The 17,056-nt window shown below is 70.1% G+C and carries 21 protein-coding genes and 1 pseudogene; 17 read left to right on the plus strand and 5 right to left on the minus strand.

All coding sequences use genetic code 11. From position 1 onward, the window contains the following. The 5 genes and pseudogenes from eno to truD form a co-directional block, all read left to right on the plus strand. Positions 1–282: pseudogene (gene eno / locus ACIQ6S_RS11290) on the plus strand (phosphopyruvate hydratase); the annotation flags it as partial. Positions 283–289: 7 nt separating this feature from the next. Then, complete coding sequence (locus ACIQ6S_RS11295; RefSeq protein WP_397572191.1) at positions 290–607, plus strand: septum formation initiator family protein; 318 nt, start codon at positions 290–292, stop codon at positions 605–607. After that, positions 604–1,302: a 2-C-methyl-D-erythritol 4-phosphate cytidylyltransferase gene (ispD, locus tag ACIQ6S_RS11300; protein WP_297866922.1), complete on the plus strand. Its 699-nt coding sequence runs from the start codon at positions 604–606 to the stop codon at positions 1,300–1,302. The genes ACIQ6S_RS11295 and ispD overlap by 4 nt, the downstream gene beginning before the upstream one ends. Before the next feature lie 12 nt (positions 1,303–1,314). Continuing rightward, the gene (ispF, locus tag ACIQ6S_RS11305; RefSeq protein WP_397572192.1) at positions 1,315–1,797 is read left to right on the plus strand and encodes a 2-C-methyl-D-erythritol 2,4-cyclodiphosphate synthase; all 483 of its coding nucleotides are present in this window, start codon (positions 1,315–1,317) and stop codon (positions 1,795–1,797) included. After that, the gene (gene truD / locus ACIQ6S_RS11310) at positions 1,794–2,861 is read left to right on the plus strand and encodes a tRNA pseudouridine(13) synthase TruD (RefSeq protein WP_397608457.1); all 1,068 of its coding nucleotides are present in this window, start codon (positions 1,794–1,796) and stop codon (positions 2,859–2,861) included. The genes ispF and truD overlap by 4 nt, the downstream gene beginning before the upstream one ends. A gap of 13 nt (positions 2,862–2,874) precedes the next feature. On the opposite strand, the gene ACIQ6S_RS11315 is transcribed toward truD, so the two are convergent. Then, on the minus strand, positions 2,875–3,462 hold the full coding sequence (locus ACIQ6S_RS11315) for a Smr/MutS family protein (protein ID WP_397608503.1): 588 nt from the start codon (positions 3,460–3,462) through the stop codon (positions 2,875–2,877). A gap of 88 nt (positions 3,463–3,550) precedes the next feature. Between ACIQ6S_RS11315 and surE the strand changes: the two genes are divergently transcribed. The 3 genes from surE to ACIQ6S_RS11330 are packed head-to-tail and all read left to right on the plus strand — an operon-like array spanning position 3,551 to position 6,032. Then, the gene (gene surE / locus ACIQ6S_RS11320; RefSeq protein ID WP_397608458.1) at positions 3,551–4,327 is read left to right on the plus strand and encodes a 5'/3'-nucleotidase SurE; all 777 of its coding nucleotides are present in this window, start codon (positions 3,551–3,553) and stop codon (positions 4,325–4,327) included. Next, on the plus strand, positions 4,324–5,001 hold the full coding sequence (locus tag ACIQ6S_RS11325) for a protein-L-isoaspartate(D-aspartate) O-methyltransferase (RefSeq protein ID WP_397608459.1): 678 nt from the start codon (positions 4,324–4,326) through the stop codon (positions 4,999–5,001). Before surE ends, ACIQ6S_RS11325 begins: the two co-directional genes overlap by 4 nt. Then, on the plus strand, positions 5,001–6,032 hold the full coding sequence (locus tag ACIQ6S_RS11330; RefSeq protein ID WP_397608460.1) for a peptidoglycan DD-metalloendopeptidase family protein: 1,032 nt from the start codon (positions 5,001–5,003) through the stop codon (positions 6,030–6,032). Before ACIQ6S_RS11325 ends, ACIQ6S_RS11330 begins: the two co-directional genes overlap by 1 nt. A gap of 30 nt (positions 6,033–6,062) precedes the next feature. On the opposite strand, the gene ACIQ6S_RS11335 is transcribed toward ACIQ6S_RS11330, so the two are convergent. Together ACIQ6S_RS11335 and yhbY are read right to left on the minus strand one after the other, a co-directional pair. Continuing rightward, complete coding sequence (locus ACIQ6S_RS11335) at positions 6,063–6,446, minus strand: Mth938-like domain-containing protein (RefSeq protein WP_397608461.1); 384 nt, start codon at positions 6,444–6,446, stop codon at positions 6,063–6,065. A gap of 3 nt (positions 6,447–6,449) precedes the next feature. Beyond that, complete coding sequence (gene yhbY, locus ACIQ6S_RS11340) at positions 6,450–6,752, minus strand: ribosome assembly RNA-binding protein YhbY (protein WP_397608462.1); 303 nt, start codon at positions 6,750–6,752, stop codon at positions 6,450–6,452. A 92-nt stretch (positions 6,753–6,844) separates the two neighbouring features. Between yhbY and rlmE the strand changes: the two genes are divergently transcribed. The 5 genes from rlmE to folP all read left to right on the plus strand — a co-directional run bounded on the left by rlmE (position 6,845) and on the right by folP (position 11,195). After that, the gene (gene rlmE / locus ACIQ6S_RS11345) at positions 6,845–7,480 is read left to right on the plus strand and encodes a 23S rRNA (uridine(2552)-2'-O)-methyltransferase RlmE (RefSeq protein ID WP_297866931.1); all 636 of its coding nucleotides are present in this window, start codon (positions 6,845–6,847) and stop codon (positions 7,478–7,480) included. Continuing rightward, positions 7,477–9,384, plus strand: coding sequence for an ATP-dependent zinc metalloprotease FtsH (gene ftsH, locus ACIQ6S_RS11350; protein WP_397608463.1), 1,908 nt, complete (start codon positions 7,477–7,479; stop codon positions 9,382–9,384). Before rlmE ends, ftsH begins: the two co-directional genes overlap by 4 nt. Then, on the plus strand, positions 9,381–9,623 hold the full coding sequence (locus ACIQ6S_RS11355) for a hypothetical protein (protein ID WP_397608464.1): 243 nt from the start codon (positions 9,381–9,383) through the stop codon (positions 9,621–9,623). Before ftsH ends, ACIQ6S_RS11355 begins: the two co-directional genes overlap by 4 nt. Before the next feature lie 62 nt (positions 9,624–9,685). Then, entirely contained in the window at positions 9,686–10,270 is a 585-nt protein-coding gene (locus tag ACIQ6S_RS11360) for a hypothetical protein (RefSeq protein ID WP_397608465.1), read from the plus strand. A gap of 22 nt (positions 10,271–10,292) precedes the next feature. After that, positions 10,293–11,195 (plus strand): dihydropteroate synthase, encoded by a 903-nt coding sequence (gene folP, locus ACIQ6S_RS11365; protein ID WP_397608504.1) that lies wholly within the window; start codon positions 10,293–10,295, stop codon positions 11,193–11,195. Between the two features lie 12 nt (positions 11,196–11,207). Here the strand turns inward: folP and ACIQ6S_RS11370 are convergent, their stop codons facing one another. Together ACIQ6S_RS11370 and ACIQ6S_RS11375 are read right to left on the minus strand one after the other, a co-directional pair. Beyond that, complete coding sequence (locus ACIQ6S_RS11370) at positions 11,208–11,924, minus strand: hypothetical protein (RefSeq protein WP_397608466.1); 717 nt, start codon at positions 11,922–11,924, stop codon at positions 11,208–11,210. Between the two features lie 34 nt (positions 11,925–11,958). Then, positions 11,959–13,038 (minus strand): alkane 1-monooxygenase, encoded by a 1,080-nt coding sequence (locus tag ACIQ6S_RS11375; protein WP_397608467.1) that lies wholly within the window; start codon positions 13,036–13,038, stop codon positions 11,959–11,961. Positions 13,039–13,153: 115 nt separating this feature from the next. Between ACIQ6S_RS11375 and miaA the strand changes: the two genes are divergently transcribed. From miaA to hflK, 4 genes are all read left to right on the plus strand, one after another. After that, positions 13,154–14,149: a tRNA (adenosine(37)-N6)-dimethylallyltransferase MiaA gene (gene miaA, locus ACIQ6S_RS11380; protein WP_397608468.1), complete on the plus strand. Its 996-nt coding sequence runs from the start codon at positions 13,154–13,156 to the stop codon at positions 14,147–14,149. A gap of 105 nt (positions 14,150–14,254) precedes the next feature. Then, positions 14,255–14,545 carry an RNA chaperone Hfq gene (gene hfq / locus ACIQ6S_RS11385; RefSeq protein ID WP_298338803.1) on the plus strand — a complete coding sequence of 97 codons (291 nt, stop codon included), beginning with the start codon at positions 14,255–14,257 and terminating at the stop codon, positions 14,543–14,545. Positions 14,546–14,579: 34 nt separating this feature from the next. Beyond that, a complete protein-coding gene (hflX, locus tag ACIQ6S_RS11390; protein ID WP_397608469.1) occupies positions 14,580–15,878 on the plus strand; it encodes a GTPase HflX in 1,299 nt (432 codons plus the stop codon). Positions 15,879–15,930: 52 nt separating this feature from the next. Continuing rightward, positions 15,931–17,055, plus strand: coding sequence for an FtsH protease activity modulator HflK (gene hflK, locus ACIQ6S_RS11395; protein ID WP_397608470.1), 1,125 nt, complete (start codon positions 15,931–15,933; stop codon positions 17,053–17,055). Position 17,056: the final 1 nt, after the last annotated feature.

Raw genomic sequence — 17,056 nt, forward strand, 5'->3', positions numbered from 1 at the left:
ATCAAGGTGAACCAGATCGGCACGCTGACCGAGACGCTTGAAGCCATCGCGATGGCCGAGGCCGCCCGCTACGCGCAGGTCATCTCGCACCGCTCGGGCGAAACGGAAGACACGACGATTGCCGATATCGCTGTGGCCACCACGGCGACCCAGATCAAGACCGGCTCGCTGTGCCGCTCCGACCGCGTGGCGAAGTACAACCAGCTGCTGCGCATCGAGGAGGCCCTGGGCGCTTCGGCGCGCTACGCCGGCCGCGCCGCGTTCACCAGCCTGAAGCGCTGACCGCCCAGTGATCCGCCGTTGGTTGCCGCACGTCGTCCTCGCGCTCGTCGCCTTCGCGCTGCTCTGGCAGCTCGAGCGCGGCGAGGGCGGACGCGGGCAGCTGGCGGAATTGCAGGCCCGGGTGGCCGCACAGCAGGCGGAGAACGCCCGCCTCGAACAGCGCAACCAGGCGCTCGCCGCCGATGTCGCCGAGCTGAAATCCGGCGAAGCGGCCGTCGAGGATCGCGCTCGCGCCGAGCTCGGCATGATCAAGCCCGGCGAGACCTTCTACCGCGTGGTGGAAGGCGAGAAGCCGGCGCCGGCCACCGACGAGTCGGGCGGATGAGTTGGGTGGTGGTGCCCGCCGCCGGGCGCGGCGCACGCTTCGGTGGCGAGATTCCGAAGCAGTACCTGGATCTCCTCGGTCGCCCATTGATCGAGCACACCCTGCGCGCGCTGCTGGCGCACCCGTCGGTCAGTGGCGTGATGGTGGCGCTGTCGGCGAACGACCCGCATTGGCGCGGCTGGCGTGAGCTGGAAGGCAAGCCGGTGCTCACCTGTCTCGGTGGCGGCGAGCGTGCTGATTCCGTGCTGGCCGGCCTGCGCGCCCTGCCGGCCTCGGTGCCCGCCGACGACTGGGTGCTGGTGCACGACGCCGCCCGTCCTTGTGTGAAAGCCCTCGATCTGTCGCGTCTGTTTGCTGCACTGAAGACCGACCCGGTCGGTGCGCTCCTCGCCGCACCGGTGCGCGACACGCTGAAGCGCGCCGGTGACGACGGTCGCGTCGAAGCCACCGTGCCGCGGGGTTCGATGTGGCGGGCGCTCACGCCGCAAGCCTTCCGCCGCGACAGCCTCGTGCGTGCGCTGGAATCCGCCGAGCGCGCGGGCGTCGTCGCCACCGACGAGGCCATGGCCATCGAGCGCCTCGGCCTCAAGCCGCTGCTGGTCGAAGGCAGCGAGGACAACCTGAAAGTCACCACGCCCGCCGATCTGGCCGTGGCCGAATCCATCCTCCGTCGCATGGGCGACGGACGCGCCTGAGGCGAGGCAAACATGGCGAACATCCGCATCGGGCAGGGCTATGACGTCCATGCCTTCGGCCCCGGCGACCACGTCGTCCTCGGTGGCGTCCGCGTGCCGCACACGCGGGGGATCGTCGCCCACTCCGACGGCGACGTGCTGATCCACGCGCTCTGCGACGCGATCCTCGGTGCGCTGGCGCTGGGCGACATCGGCAAGCATTTCCCGCCCTCCGACCTGCAGTGGAAGGGCGCGGATTCGCGGCGCTTCCTCGTGCATTGCGTCGCCTTGGCGGCCGAGCGCGGCTGGCGCATCGGCAATGTCGACGCGACCGTCGTCGGCGAGCGTCCGAAGGTCGGGCCGCATGCACAGGCCATCCGCGAAACGCTGGCGGCGGATCTGGGGGTGTCCCTCGACGCCGTTTCGGTGAAGGCCACGACCACCGAGAAACTCGGCTTCACCGGTCGCGAAGAAGGCCTTGCCGCCATGGCCGTGGTGCTGCTGGAGCGCGCGTGAGCGCCTCGCCGTTCGGCCCGCCGCTGTTCGCCGCGCGCATCAAGGCCTCGCCCGAGGACTTCGTCGTCGAGGAGATCGCCACCGAGCCGGCGACGGGGCAGGGCGAGCACCTGCAGTTGTGGATCGAGAAGCGTGGCCATGCCACCACCGACATCGTGCAGCGCCTGTGCCGCTGGGCGAACGTCGCGCCGGTGGCGATCGGCTACGCCGGATTGAAGGACAAGCAGGCGGTGACGCGCCAGCGCTTCACCGTGCACCTGCCGAAGCGCGTCGCGCCGGCGCTCGAGGCGCTCGAAGGCGAGGGCCTCCGCGTGGTCGCGCACGACTGGCATGCGCGCAAGCTGCCGCGCGGCGGGCTGGCCGGCAATGCATTCACGATCACGCTGCGTGAGTTGCGCGGTCCGGGCGGCGACGTCCCCGACGATGCCTTGCGCGCCGCCATCGAAGTGCGGCTGCAGTCGATCGCTGATCGCGGTGTCCCGAACCGCTTCGGCGTGCAGCGCTTCGGCCGGTTTGGCGACAACGTCGGGCAGGCGCGGCGCATGTTCGCCGGGGCGAAGGTGGGTCGCGAAACCCGCTCGATGCTGCTCTCGGCCGCGCGCTCCGAGTTGTTCAATCGCGTGCTCGACACGCGCGTCGCCGACGGTAGCTGGGAACGCGCCATCGACGGCGAAGTGTTCATGCTCGATGGCCGAAAGAGCGTGTTCGGCCCGGAACCGCTGACGCCTGAACTCGAGGCCCGCGTGGCCGCGTTCGACCTGCATCCCACCGGCCCGCTGTGGGGTCGTGGCGCGTTGCGGACCACCGGTTCGGCGAACGCGCTGGAATCCACCGTCGCTGCCGACGAGGCGGCGCTGTGCAAGGGCCTCGAAGAGGCCGGCTTGTCGCAGGAGCGCCGCGCGCTGCGCGTTCGCGCGGAGGGGCTGGCCTGGACGTGGCCGGCCGACGACGCCCTTGAACTGCGCTTCCGCCTGCCGCCGGGCTGCTACGCCACGGCGGTGCTGGCCGGCCTGTGCGGTGAGACGGGTGAAGGTGCGGGCGACGCTTTGCCCGACGGCGATTGAGCGGCGCGCGGCCTCAGACGCCGCGCAGCAGCACGAGGGTCGCGCCGGTGCCGCCTTGGGCCGCCGGGGCGGAGGCGAAGGCGAGCACGTCGCCGCGGTGGCGCAGCACTCGATCAACCAGCGCCTTCAGCACGGGGCCGGCTTCCGAACGCAGCCCTTTGCCATGCACGAGCCGCACGCAAGGAAACTGCGCGCGCCGGGCTTCGCCAAGGAATACCCGCAGCGCCGCCTCGGCTTCGTCGACGCGCATCCGGTGCAGGTCGAGTTCGTCCTGCACCGCGAACTCACCGCGCTTCAAGCGCCTGAGCGTCTGCGGCGCCACCTCGTCGCGGCGGAACTCCAGCACCTCGCCCATCGCGTAGGCCAGTGCGTCGAGCGGCTGGCGCATGGTTTCACGCAAGGCCTCGGCCTCGTCCTCGTCGTGGCGGCGGGTGTTGGGCTGCGGCTTGGGGGCCTCGACGGCCGGCGCTTCCGTTTCGATGACCCGCACCGGGCCGATGGCCTCGCGGAACAGCGCGGCATCGTCGGGTTCGGGCTCGGGGGCCGCGACCGGCGCGGGCTTGCGGGTGACGGCCTTGCGGAGGGCGCGGGGAATCTTCATCGCCGCACAGGCTAGCCGAAGCGATGCGAGCGCGGCATCGACACGGCCGGCATTCGCTATCATGGCGGCTCGCTTCAGTGGGGATTCCATGCGCGTTCTGGTCAGCAACGATGACGGGGTCGACGCCCCCGGCATCCACGCCCTCGCCGAAGGGCTCAAGGCCGCCGGCCACGCGGTCACGGTCGTCGCACCGGACCGCGACCGCAGCGGCGCCAGCAATTCGCTCACGCTCGACATGCCGATCCGCGCCAAGCGGATCCGCGACGGCGTCTACAGCGTGGCCGGCACCCCGACCGACTGCGTGCATCTCGCTCTCGCCGGCATGCTCGACGAGCAGCCCGACATCGTCGTTTCCGGCATCAACAACGCCGCCAACCTCGGCGACGACGTCATCTACTCCGGCACCGTCGCCGCGGCGATGGAGGGGCGCTTCCTAGGCCTGCCCGCCATCGCGATGTCGCTGGTCACGCGCGACCACCAGGGCCTGCATTTCGACACCGCGGCGCGTGTTGCCGTTGAACTCGTGGCGCGTCTCGTGGCCGATCCCTTGCCGGCCGACACCATCCTCAACGTCAACGTGCCGGACCGTGCCTGGGCCGATGTCGCTGGTTTCGAGGTGACGCGCCTCGGCCACCGCCATCGCGCCGAGCCCTGCGTCGCGCAGACCGACCCGCGCGGCCGCCCCGTGTGGTGGATTGGCCCCGCTGGCCCCGAGCAGGACGCCGGCCCCGGCACCGATTTCGACGCGCTGAAGCGCGGCTTCGTCTCGATCACGCCGATCCATGTCGACCTGACGCGCTACCAGGCGCTGGAGACGGTCGCCGGCTGGGTGGGCGGGCTGGCGAAGGGCCTGGCGCGCGCATGACCACGCCGCTGAAACTCGCCCCGCGCGCCGTGCCCGGCGTCGGCATGACCGGCCAACGTGCCGTCGAGCGCCTGCTGCAGCGCCTGCGCGAGCAGGGCATCACCGACGAGCGCGTGCTGCGCGCCATCGGCAGCGTGCCGCGCCACCAGTTCATCGACGAGGCGCTGGCCAGCCGCGCCTACGAGGACACCGCGTTGCCGATCGGCCGCGGCCAGACGATCTCGCAGCCTTGGGTGGTCGCGCGCATGACCGAGGCCTTGATCGAACGCAGCCTGCCGAAGCGCGTGCTCGAGGTCGGCACCGGCAGCGGCTACCAGGCCGCCGTGCTGTCCACGCTGGGCATCGAGGTGTTCACTGTCGAGCGCATCGACGAGCTGCTGCGCGATGCGCGCCGCCGCTTCCGCCAGCTGTCGCTCGACATCCGGTCGCGCCACGACGACGGCCGCCTCGGCTGGCCGGAGCATGGCCCGTTCGACGGCATCATCGTCACCGCCGGTGGTGCGGCCCTCGAGGCGCCCCTGCTCGAACAGCTCGCGCCCGGCGGCACGCTCGTTGCGCCGGTTGGCGGCGCCAGCGCCCAGCGCCTGCTGCGCCTGCGTCGCGAAGGCGACACCATCGAACAGGACGATCTGGGCGCGGTGGTCTTCGTGCCCTTGTTGTCGGGAGTGCAGTGATGCGGAATCGGAATCCGGCCGTCGGCGCCCTGCGCGGCATCGCGCTGTCGGCGACGGCCCTGCTGCTGGCCGCCTGCGCCAGCACCACCGTGGTTCGTGAAGAGGCGGCCCCGCGCCCCATCTACACCGATGCGAGGCCGGCCAGGGCAGCGGCCTCGACCGCGCCTCGTGGCCCCTCCCATGTGGTGCAGGCCGGCGACACGCTGTATGGCATCGCCTTCCGCAACAGCCTCGACTGGCGCGAAGTCGCGCGTTGGAACGGCATCGGCGAGCCCTTCGTGATCAAGCCGGGCCAGGTCCTGCGACTGACTGCGCCGCGTCGCGCCGCGACGGGGGGGCGCGTCGCTTCGGTGCCCTCCAGGACGCCCCCCGCTTCGGCCCCGGCTCCGATGGTTGCGTCGGGTCCGCCCTCCATCCCGAGGGGTCCGGCAGGATCCTCAGGCCCGGTCGTTCCGCCGGCGGCGTCTGCTTCGGCCCCGCCCGCCCGACCGGTGACGGCACCAGCGAATGCGCCGCCCGCTGCGCCGGCCATCGTGGCAACGCCGTCCAACCCGCCGCTCGCGGCCGCGCCCCGGCAGCCGGCCGCGGTCGCCGCACCCGCCCCGGTCGCAGTGCCGGCCTCGACGCCGACCGGTCCGGCGGGTACCGGCGCGTTCCGTGCCGGCCAATGGCAATGGCCCACCCAGGGGCAGGTGATCTCGCGCTACGCCGAAGGCGACAAGGCGCGGCAGGGCGTCGCCATCGCCGGCACCGCCGGGCAGCCGGTGCGCGCCGCGGCCGCGGGCACCGTCGTGTATTCCGGCGCGGGACTGGTGGGCTACGGCGAGCTGATCATCATCAAGCACAACGACGAATGGCTCTCGGCTTACGGCCACAACCGCCGTCGTCTCGTCGCCGAAGGCGCGAACATCAGCGCTGGTCAGCAGATCGCCGAACTCGGGCGCACGGGCACCAGCCGAGACATGCTGCATTTCGAGATCCGCCGGAACGGCAAGCCGGTCGATCCGGCACCGCTGCTGCCCCGGCGCTGAGCGCCAGCGCCATCCAGCAAGGGAGGCGCGTCAGGCGCCGGGGTCGATCAGGAAGGCCGCCACGACCTTGCGGCCTTCGCCGGCCAGCACCGCGAAGGTGCGCGCCGCGGCGGAATTCACCATCGGTTCGAAGCCGATGCCGCGGGTCAGGGCTGCGCCCATGACTGCCGGGGCGGGGAACGCATGGCGCGTGCCGGTGCCGAGCAGGATCACCGTCGGCTGCAAGGCGAACAGGGGAGCGAGGTCGTCGGGCTGCAGGTCGGCCACGTTCCGTGGTCGCCAGCCTTCGACGAGCTGCTCCCCGGACACGAAGAAGCTGGCTTCGAAGCGGGTGTCATTGATCGTCACCCGACCCTCGGCATCGACGCCGCGGGGCACGAAGCGGAAATCGGGCTGCTCCTGGGCGAGCGGCATGGCTCAGCGCGGCAGGGCGATCAGCGGCTTGTCGGCGCGGGGCTTGAACATCACGGCGATGTTGCCGATCCGCGCGATCAGCGCGGCATCCGCCGCGTCCGCCAGGGTGGCGATGGCGAGGTCGCGGGCCTCGCGGTCCTCCGCAGCGACCTTCACCTTGATCAGCTCGTGGATCTGCAGAGCGCTCGTGGTCTCGGCCACCAGGCCGTCGGTCACGCCCTTGCCGCCCACCAGGATCACCGGCTTCAGGTCATGGGCCAGCCCGCGCAGGTAGCGCTTCTGGGCGGAAGTGAGGGCGATGGGCATGGCGGGAACCTTCGGCGGCAGCAGGACCTTCGGCCCGGGGCGGCCCGAAGGGCGCGCAGGGTATCATGGGGGGCCTTCCCCACGGCGGCACCATGGCCACCCGCAGCAAGTCCAGCCAACGCTGGCTCAAGGAGCACTTCAGCGACCCCTTCGTAAAGAAGGCGCAGGCCGAAGGCCTGCGTTCGCGCGCGGCCTACAAGCTGGAGGAGCTGCTCGAACGTGACCAGCTGCTGAAGCCCGGCATGACCATCGTCGACCTGGGCGCGGCCCCGGGTGGCTGGTCGCAGCTGGCCCGCAAGCAGCTCGGCGACCGCGGGCGAGTGGTCGCGCTGGACATCCTCGACATGCCGCCGATCGCGGGCGTCGATTTCCTTCACGGTGATTTCAGGGAGCCGGAAACACTGTCGCAGCTGGAAGCCCTTCTCGCGGGTGCGCCGGTCGACCTTGTGCTTTCCGACATGGCCCCCAACATGAGTGGCGTGGCCGTCACCGATCAGGCGCGGGCGATGCATCTGTCCGAGCTCGCGCTGGATTTCTGCGACGGCCACCTGAAACGCGGCGGCGCCTTCCTCATCAAGCTGTTCATGGGGGTGGGGTTCGACGATTACGTACGGCAACTGCGCACTCGCTTCGAGCGCGTGGTGATCCGCAAGCCCGAGGCGTCGCGAAAGCGTTCGACCGAGGTGTATGCGCTGGCGACCGCCAAGCGCGAAGGACCGATGAAATGAACGATCTCGCCCGCAATCTCCTCCTCTGGCTCGTCGTCGCCGTCGTGCTGGCGATGGTGTTCCAGAACTTCTCCGGCGGCCCGAGCGCGGGACGCGACGTCGCGTACAGCGAGTTCATCGAGGAAGTCCGCAGCGGAAACATCCAGAAGGTCGAGATCGAGGCGGATCGCGTGACGACGCGTGTCACGCGGAAGAACGGCGAGAGCTTCGTCACCTTCAAGCCGGAAGACCGCGACCTCACCAATGAACTGCTGGCGAAGGGCATCAGCTTCACCCAGGAGCCGCCGCCGCAGAACAGCTTCTTCCTGTCCCTGCTGGTCAGCCTGCTCCCGGTGCTGCTGCTGGTCGGCGTGTGGATCTACTTCATGCGCCAGATGCAGCAGGGTGGCGGCAAGGGCGCGATGAGCTTCGGCCGTTCGAAGGCCAAGTTGATGAGCGAGGACCAGATCAAGGTCACCTTCGCCGATGTCGCCGGCTGCGACGAAGCGAAGGAAGAAGTCGGCGAGCTCGTCGAGTTCCTGCGCGACCCGGGCAAGTTCCAGAAGCTCGGCGGCAAGATCCCGCGCGGCGTGCTGATGGTCGGCCCGCCGGGCACCGGCAAGACCCTGCTGGCCCGCGCCATCGCTGGCGAGGCCAAGGTGCCGTTCTTCAGCATCTCCGGTTCGGATTTCGTCGAGATGTTCGTCGGCGTCGGTGCGAGCCGCGTGCGCGACATGTTCGATACGGCCAAGAAGCACGCGCCCTGCATCATCTTCATCGATGAAATCGACGCAGTCGGTCGCCATCGCGGCGCCGGCCTCGGCGGCGGCCACGACGAGCGCGAGCAGACCCTCAACCAGATGCTGGTCGAGATGGACGGTTTCGAAGGCGGCGAAGGCGTGATCGTCATCGCGGCCACCAACCGCCCCGACGTGCTCGACCCGGCCCTGCTGCGTCCGGGCCGCTTCGACCGCCAAGTGGTCGTCGGCCTGCCGGACGTCAAGGGCCGCGAGCAGATCCTGAAGGTGCACATGCGCAAGGTGCCGCTGGCCGATGACGTCGTGCCCATGACCATCGCGCGTGGCACGCCGGGCTTCTCGGGCGCCGACCTCGCCAACCTCGTCAACGAGGCCGCGCTGTTCGCCGCGCGCGAGAACGGCAAGCTCGTCCGCATGGAGCATTTCGACAAGGCTCGCGACAAGATCCTGATGGGCGCCGAGCGCCGTTCGATGGCGATGAGCGAGGACGAGAAGAAGCTCACCGCCTTCCACGAGGCCGGCCATGCCATCGTCGGGCGTGTCGTCCCGGACCACGACCCGGTCTACAAGGTGACGATCATCCCGCGCGGCCGCGCGCTGGGCGTCACGATGTACCTGCCCGAAGGCGACCGCTACAGCTACAACAAGGTCCACATCGAGTCGATGCTGTGCTCGCTGTATGGCGGCCGCGTCGCCGAAGAGCTGATCTTCGGTGCGGACAAGGTCACCACGGGCGCGTCCAACGACATCGAGCGCGCGACCAAGATGGCCCGCAACATGGTCACCAAGTGGGGCCTTTCGGACGAGCTCGGTCCGATCGCGTACGCCGAGGACGAAGGCGAGGTGTTCCTCGGTCGCAGCGTCTCGCAGACGAAGAACGTCTCGGACGAGACCGCCCGCCGGATCGACGAGGTCGTGCGCGGCATCCTCGACCGTGCCTATGCCCGTTCGAAGCAGATCCTCACCGACAACATGGACAAGCTCCATGTGATGGCCGAGGCGCTGCTGACCTACGAGACCATCGACGCAAATCAGATCGACGCCATCATGGAAGGCCGTCGTCCGGGCCCGCCGGCGGATTGGGGCAAGGCGGGCAACGCCCCGGTGAAGGACAATGACGGCCCTTCGGCGGGTGCCCCGCTGGGCCCGGCGGCTCCGCAGGCTTGATCGCCTCCGGCCGCTCACCGCCGTTGGTCGACGCCGCGGCGGTGCTGCGTGCATCGCGGCGCAATCGCCTCCGCGGCGCGGTGGGCGGTGGCTTGGTGGGTAGCGGCTTCGCCGCCCTCGCGGTCTCGGGCTTGAACCTCTGGCTCGGTAAACCGGCCCCGCTCGTTTGGGCCGCCCTGCTGCTCGGCCTGCCGATGGCCATCATCGGCAGCTGGTTGATCTTGAAGATCGGCGACTAGCCCGGGCTTGTGGCGGCCGGGCGCAGCGGCGAGCATGGGCGCCCCGTCCAGCCGCCCTCCTCATGCATTTCCCCCTCCAAGTCGCCTTCAAGCGCATCGCGCTCTCGCCGCAGATCCGCGTCACCGACGCGCGCGGCACGCTCACCCATTACGTCAAGCAGAAGCTCTTCAAGCTGAAGGAGAGCGTCACCGTCTTCGCCGACGAGGCGCAGGCGCGCCGCCTGTTCGAGATCCGCGCGGACCGGGTGCTCGACTTCAACGCGGCCTATCGCATCGCCGACGCCGCAGGCAAGCCGATCGGCGTCGTGCGTCGCCACGGCATGCGCTCGCTGTGGCGCGCCCACTACGAGATCCAGGCCGCCGATGGCCTGCTGCTCACCGTCAGCGAAGAGAATCCATGGATCAAAGTGCTGGACGGCCTGCTGTCCGACCTGCCGATCATCGGGCTGTTCGCCGGCTATTGGCTGCATCCGGCCTACTTGCTCACCGATCGCAGCGGCACCCTGGTGATGCGCGTCCAGAAGGTGCCGGCGCTGATGGAAGGGCGCTACCGCATCGATGCGCATGCGGCGCTCGACGGCGAAGCGCGCGACGCCGTGCTGCAGGGCATCTTCATGATGCTGCTGCTCGAGCGCACCCGCGGCTGAGCCCATCCGGGGAGAATCCATGATGTTCGGCATCGACACCGTTCCCGTCATCGACTGCGCCGGCCGAGTGCTGCGGCTGGATCGCCCGCGGGTGATGGGCATCGTCAACGTCACCCCGGACTCGTTCTCCGATGGCGGCCACCATGCGACGGTCGAAGCCGCCGTCGCGCATGGGCTGCGGCTCGTGGAGGAAGGCGCCGACGTGCTCGACATCGGTGGCGAATCGACCCGGCCCGGCGCCGAGCCGGTGGACGAAGACGCCGAGCTCGCCCGCGTCCTGCCGGTGATCGAAGCGCTGGTGGCGAAGACGGCCGTGCCGATCTCCATCGACACCACCAAGCCCGGCGTGATGCGCGCCGCGCTGGCCGCCGGCGCCGGCATGGTGAACGACGTGATGGCGCTGCGCGCGGAAGGCGCGCTCGAGGCGGTGGCGGCGTCGAAGGCCGCCGTCGTGCTGATGCACATGGCCGGCGAGCCGCGGACGATGCAGCAGGCCCCGGCCTACGACGACGTGGTCGGCGAGGTGCACCGCTTCCTCGCCGAGCGCGTGTTCGCCTGCGAGATGTCGGGCATCGACAAGCGGCGCATCGTCATCGACCCCGGTTTCGGCTTCGGCAAGGCGCTCGAACACAACCTCGCTCTCCTAGCGCAGCTCCGGCGCTTCACCGAGATCGGCGTGCCGGTGCTCGCGGGGCTGTCGCGGAAGTCGAGCCTCGGCCAGATCACCGGGCGTGAGGTTGGGGATCGCTTGGCCGCTTCGGTGGCCGCGCACCTGATCGCCGTGCAGAACGGCGCGATGCTGGTGCGCGTGCATGACGTGGCGGCGACTGTCGACGCGCTCAAGGTGTGGGCGGCCGTGGCTACCGTACCGACGCCGCGGGGCAAGCCGGCGATGCCGTCGATCCGCTGGCCCGACGACGAGTAGGCGGCGCGCCGCTCAGCCTTCGCGTCGTGACCGGATGACGCGGTAGACGACGTAGCCGACGCCAATCAGCAGCAGGATCGGCAGCATCCTCCCGATCCCCAGCCCGAGCTGGAAGGCGCCGGTGGATTCGATGTTTGGCTTGTGTGCCGCGGGGATTTCGCCTTGGCCGACGGTGATGAGCAGTCCGGCCGGCTGGATGCCCTTCGCGTTCTCCACGCTGACGAGCAGGATCGGATCGCCCTGCGACAGGGGCGGCAACTCGCGCACCGCCGTGCCGTCGAGCATGCGGCCGGTGCCGGCGTTCACCGCCACGTAGGCGTCGTACATGGCGTCGCCCCAGATCGATCGGAGTTCGGACTCGCTGCGTATTCCGAAGTTCTGCTCGAACTGCTGCTGGATCGTGCCGGCGGACTTCGTGACGCGCAGGTCGCGGGGCTCGAACAGCACCGTGCCCGCGGTCGGGGCCGTCGGCTCACGCTCGAACATGCCGGTGACGACAACCTGTCCCTCCGGCTCGGCGGTGGGCGACACCGCGATCAAGGTGTACGACACCCAGGTAGGCTGCTTCGGATCGAAGGCTTCGGGCAGGTACAGCTGGGTGGAACTCTCCATCTCCGGCGCCAGCGGCATCGGCAGAAGCTCGGTGGCGAGCACGCCGGCATGGGCGAGGGGAGCGATCGCCAAGGCGACAGCGAGCATGGCGCCCCGTGCAGCGGCGTTTCGAAGCATCAGGAATCCTTTTCTGGGGGGGCAGGGGGGGCGGTCAAGCCGTCGCGACGCGGGCGCGGAAAGCCTCGACGCGCGGGTGGATCACGCGGAACCACAGAGGAGGCACCAGCGCCAGGACGAACATCGACGCGTAACCGCCGGGCAACTGCGGGCTGTCGGCGTGGTGACGCAGGATGGCGTAGGGCCGCTTCGGGAAGGCGTGGTGGTCGCTGTGGCGCTGCAGTTGGAACAGCATCAGGTTCGACAGCCGGTAGTCGCTGTTCCAGCTGTGCAGGTGCGTCGTCCGCTCGTAGCGGCCGTCGGGCAGCTTCCGGCGCTCGAGGCCGTAGTGCTCGATGTAGTTGATGATTTCCAGCGAGCTCGCGGCGAACAGGCCCTGCAGCAGGAAGAAGCCGAGGCCCACGACACCGAGCCACGCCGTCATCGCCGCGGCCATCGCCAGCCACGCCGCCGTCCAGCCGACCAGTTCGTTGCGCCAGTGCAGGGCAGGCAGGCCGAGTTTGCGCAGGCGCGTGGCCTCGAGGGCCCAGGCGTTGCGCGTGTTGTGGAGGAGCGCGCGCGGCAGGAAGTGCCACAGGCCCTGGCCATAGCGGGCGCTCGAGGCGTCCTCCGGCGTCGACACGTGAACGTGGTGGCCGCGGACGTGTTCGACCTTGAAGCCGTGGTAACCGACCGAGGCCAGCAGCAGGCCGCCGACGGCCTGCTCGAAACGGCTGTCCTTGTGAATCAGCTCGTGGGCGGTATTGATCGCGAGCACGCCACCGACCACGCCCTGCGACAGCAGCCAGCCGGCCATGGCCACCGGGGAAAGGTCGGCGCCGACAAACCACCATCCGCTCCACGCCAGCACGCCGAGGTGCACCGGCAGCGCCAGCACGGTGAGGCCGCGGAACCATCGCGAGTGGGCGAAGGCGCGTTCCTGCTCGACCGGTACGTTCAGGCTGTCGTGGCCCAGCGTGTAGTCGGCGAGTGGCAGCAGCACGAACAGCGCCACCAGCGGGAACCATGCCGCCGCGCCGGGCGCCAGTCCTTGCGATGCCAACCACGCCGCGAAGGGCAGGGTGGCGGGGATCAGGAAGACCAGCAGGAATCCGAAAGCCTTCAGGCGCGACATGGACGGGGCTCCGTAGGGCGGCGCAGCGGGAATCGGCTTCGAATCTACGCCCCGCACCGGGCCCGCACAACGGCGCGGGACTCACCCGGGTGTCCTGCGGCTATGCTGCGCGCCGATGCCGAACGCTTCCTTCGACCTCCTTTCCTCCCTCGCCGTCGATCCACGCGCCGACCACCGCCCGCGGGCCGTGGCGGTGATGGGCCCGACCGCGTCCGGCAAGACCGATTTCGCCGTCGACTGGGCCCAGCGCCTCGGTACCGAGGTCATCAGCGTCGATTCCGCCCTCGTCTACCGACGCTTGGACATCGGTAGTGCGAAGCCCGATGCCGGGACCCTCGCGCGCGCACCGCATCGGCTCATCGACCTCCGCGAGCCGCACGAACCCTATTCCGCTGCGGACTTCGCACGCGATGCCCTGCGCGAGATGCAGGCGCTTTCCGCGGAGGGCAGGGTTCCCTTGCTCGTCGGCGGCACCGGCCTGTACTTCAAGGCCTTGCTGGAGGGGCTCTCCGACCTGCCCGAATCCGATCCGGCGATGCGCGAGCAGCTTCAGGACGAACTCGTGGATCGCGGCCTGCCGGCCTTGCATGCCGAATTGCAGCGCGTCGATCCGGTGGCGGGTGCTCGCATCAAGCCCGGCGATACGCAGCGCACGCTGCGTGCGCTGGAGGTGTTCCGCTTGAGCGGGGTGCCGATCAGCGAGTGGCAGGCCCGCAGCCGGGGGGCGCGTGCGCCGTTCCCGTTCCGCGTGCTCAAGCTCGTGTTGGCGCCCACCGACCGCGCGGTGTTGCACGAACGCATCGCGCGCCGCTTCCACGCGATGCTGGCCGCCGGGTTCCTCGACGAGGTTCGCGCGCTCAAGGCCGACCCGCGCCTGCATCCCGACCTCCCGGCGATGCGCGCCGTCGGCTACCGGCAGGCCTGGCAGCACCTCGACGGCGCCACCGACACCGCGACCTTCGTCGAGCAGGGCATCGCCGCCACGCGCCACCTCGCCAAGCGCCAGCTCACGTGGCTGCGCGGCGAACACGATGCGCTGTGGTTCGACCCCTCGACCTCGCGCGCGCCGCTGGACCGGGCGATGCAGGCCTTTCTCGGCCCCGACGCCTGAATCGCCGCTGCGCCGCTCGCTCCCCGCGTGCTGCGCTCACTCGCGCGTGACCGGTCCGCGGGCTAGGATGCGTGTCCCGAGAAGAACAACCACACCGGATTCCCCATGTCGAAAGGCCAGAGCCTTCAAGACCCGTTTCTGAACGCGCTGCGTCGCGAACGGATCCCGGTGTCGATCTACCTCGTCAACGGCATCAAGCTGCAGGGCACGATCGAGAGCTTCGACCAGTTCGTCGTCCTGCTGCGCAACACCGTCAGCCAGATGGTCTACAAGCACGCCATCTCGACCGTGGTGCCATCGCGCAACGTCCGCGTCGGGCCCGGCGGCGGCCAGGTGAATTCAGCCGGCGATGGCGGCGAGGGTGGCGACGAGCTGCCCGACGAAGGCAACGAGTGACCTTCGCGCGGCGCGTTCTCCGCCGCCCGTACCGATGAACAGCCCCCGCCGAGAGCGCGCCCTGCTGGTCCAGCCGGCGGCGCCCGGACAACGCGATCCCGCCATCGCCGAGGAGTTCGCCGACCTGGCGCGCTCGGCCGGTGCCGAGGTGGTCGCCGTCATCGATGCCCGCATCGAGCGCCCCAGTGCCAGCCATTACCTCGGCAGCGGCAAGGTCGAGGAGCTCAAGGGCTACTGCGAGGCCACCGACGTCGACGTCGTGCTGGTGAACGCCACCCTGAGCCCGGTGCAGGAACGCAATCTGAGCGACGACCTCGGGCGGCGCGTCATCGATCGCGTCGGCCTGATCCTGGACATTTTCGCGCTGCGCGCCGCGAGCGCCGACGGCAAGCTGCAGGTCGAACTCGCGCAGTTGAAGCATTCCGCCACCCGCCTTACCGGCAAGGGCAAGGGCATGGACTCGCAGCGCGGTGGTTCGATCGGCCTGCGCGGCCCCGGCGAGACCGCGCTGGAAACCGACCGGCGACTGATCCGCGCGCGCATCGACGCCCTCGAGAAGCGTCTCTCGCGCATCGATGTGCAGCGCACGCAAATGCGCCGCGCGCGCATGCGCAACGAGCTGCCGCGCGTCGCCATCGTCGGCTACACCAATGCGGGCAAGTCGACGCTGTTCAACGCGCTGACCGGCAGTGGTGTGTACGCGGCGGACCAGCTGTTCGCGACCCTGGATCCGACCGTGCGCCGCATCGACGGCCTCGCCTGCGGCCCGCTGCTGCTTTCCGACACCGTCGGCTTCGTCCGCGACCTGCCGCATGACCTCGTGGCGGCCTTCCGCTCGACCTTGGCCGAAGCGCGCGAAGCGGACCTGCTGCTGCACCTCGTCGACGCCTCCGATCCCGAGCGCGACACGCGGATCGCCGCGGTGAACGCGGTGCTCGAGGAGATCGGCGCTGGCGACGTGCCGCAGTGGACGGTCTTCAACAAGATCGACCGCATCGAGGGCCTGGAGCCGCGGATCGACGTCCGTGACGGCGAGGCGACGCAGGCCTGGGTGTCGGCGCGCGCCGGTGCCGGCCTGGACGCCCTGCTGGAGGCCTTGGGCACCCATTTTGCCGCCGACCTGCTGGTGGGGCGCCTGATGCTCGGCGCCGCCGACGGCCGGCTCCGGGCCCAGCTCCACGCGATGGGGGCGGTGCGTGCCGAGACGGTCGACGAGGCTGGCTGGCAGCTCGAGGTCCGGCTGCCGCGCGGCACGGCTGAGCGGCTTGCGGCCGCGCCCGGCGGCCATCCGCTTCACGGTCTCTTGCTTGTTGCCCCTGTCACCCCTACCTAGAATTGTGAACTGATCGACGCCCGCGGCCTGCGGGTGTCCGCACGGAGCCCCCATGGCCTGGAACCAACCCGGAAACCGCAACAACGACCCCTGGCGCGGGAAAGACCCGAACCGCGAGGTGCAGGCGTTCGTCGACAAACTGCGTGGCATGTTCGGCGGCGGTGGCGCCGGCCGTGGCCGCGGGGGTGCCGACGGCTTCAACCCGCTTTACCTGATCGGCGGCCTCGTGCTCGTCTGGTTGGTCTTCAACTCCTTCAAACTGATCGACGAGCGTGATCGCGGCGTCGTGCTGCGCTTCGGCGAGTACAGCCGGATGATGGAGCCGGGCGCGAACTTCAAGCTGCCGTGGCCGATCGAGCGCGTGATCGTGGTGCAGGCGCAGGACGTCGGCGCGGTCGAGGAGCAGATGCTGGCGCTGACGCGCGACGAGAACCTCGTCGAGATCGGCTACAACGTCCAGTTCACCATCACCAACCCGGAAGACTTCCTGTTCGGTACGCGCACGCCGCGCGACCTTCTGCAGCAGTTCACGGAAAGCGCGGTGCGCGAGGCCATCGGCAATGCCGACCTCGAGACCGCGCTAAACAAGCGTGACGACCTGACGGCCAGCGTCCAGAAGATGGTGCAGGACTCGCTCGACAAGTACCGCACCGGCCTGACGATCAACCAGCTCGTGCTGCCCGTGGCGGCGCCGCCGGCGGCGGTGAAGGCCGCCTTCGACGACGTGATCGCGGCCGAGCAGGACGCCCAGCGCTTCCAGAACGTCGCGCAGGCGTACGAGGGGCAGGTCGTGCCCCGCGCCCGCGGCCAGGCCTCGCGGACGCTCGCTGCCGCCAACGGCTATCGCGAAGCCGTCGTGGCGCGTGCCGAGGGTGAGGCCCAGCGCTTCGAGCTGCTGCTGGCCGAGTACCGCAAGGCGCCGGAAGTGACCCGCAAGCGCCTCTACCTCGAGACCGTGCAGCAGGTGCTGGCGACCAATCCGCGCATCATCGCCGGCGCCAGCGGCAACACGCTGCTGCTGCAGCCGACCACCCAGGGTGGTGCGGCGACGGGCGACCCCGGCACGGCACCGCCGCTGCTGTCGCGCCCGGAAGTGCAGGCCGCTGCCGTCGAAGCCAGTGAATCCGCCCGCCCGGCCCGTCCGACGGACCGTGAACTCCGCGAAGGAAGCCGCTGAC

The sequence above is a fragment of the Silanimonas sp. genome (assembly GCF_044377035.1).
In the GTDB taxonomy this organism is placed as follows: domain Bacteria; phylum Pseudomonadota; class Gammaproteobacteria; order Xanthomonadales; family Xanthomonadaceae; genus Silanimonas.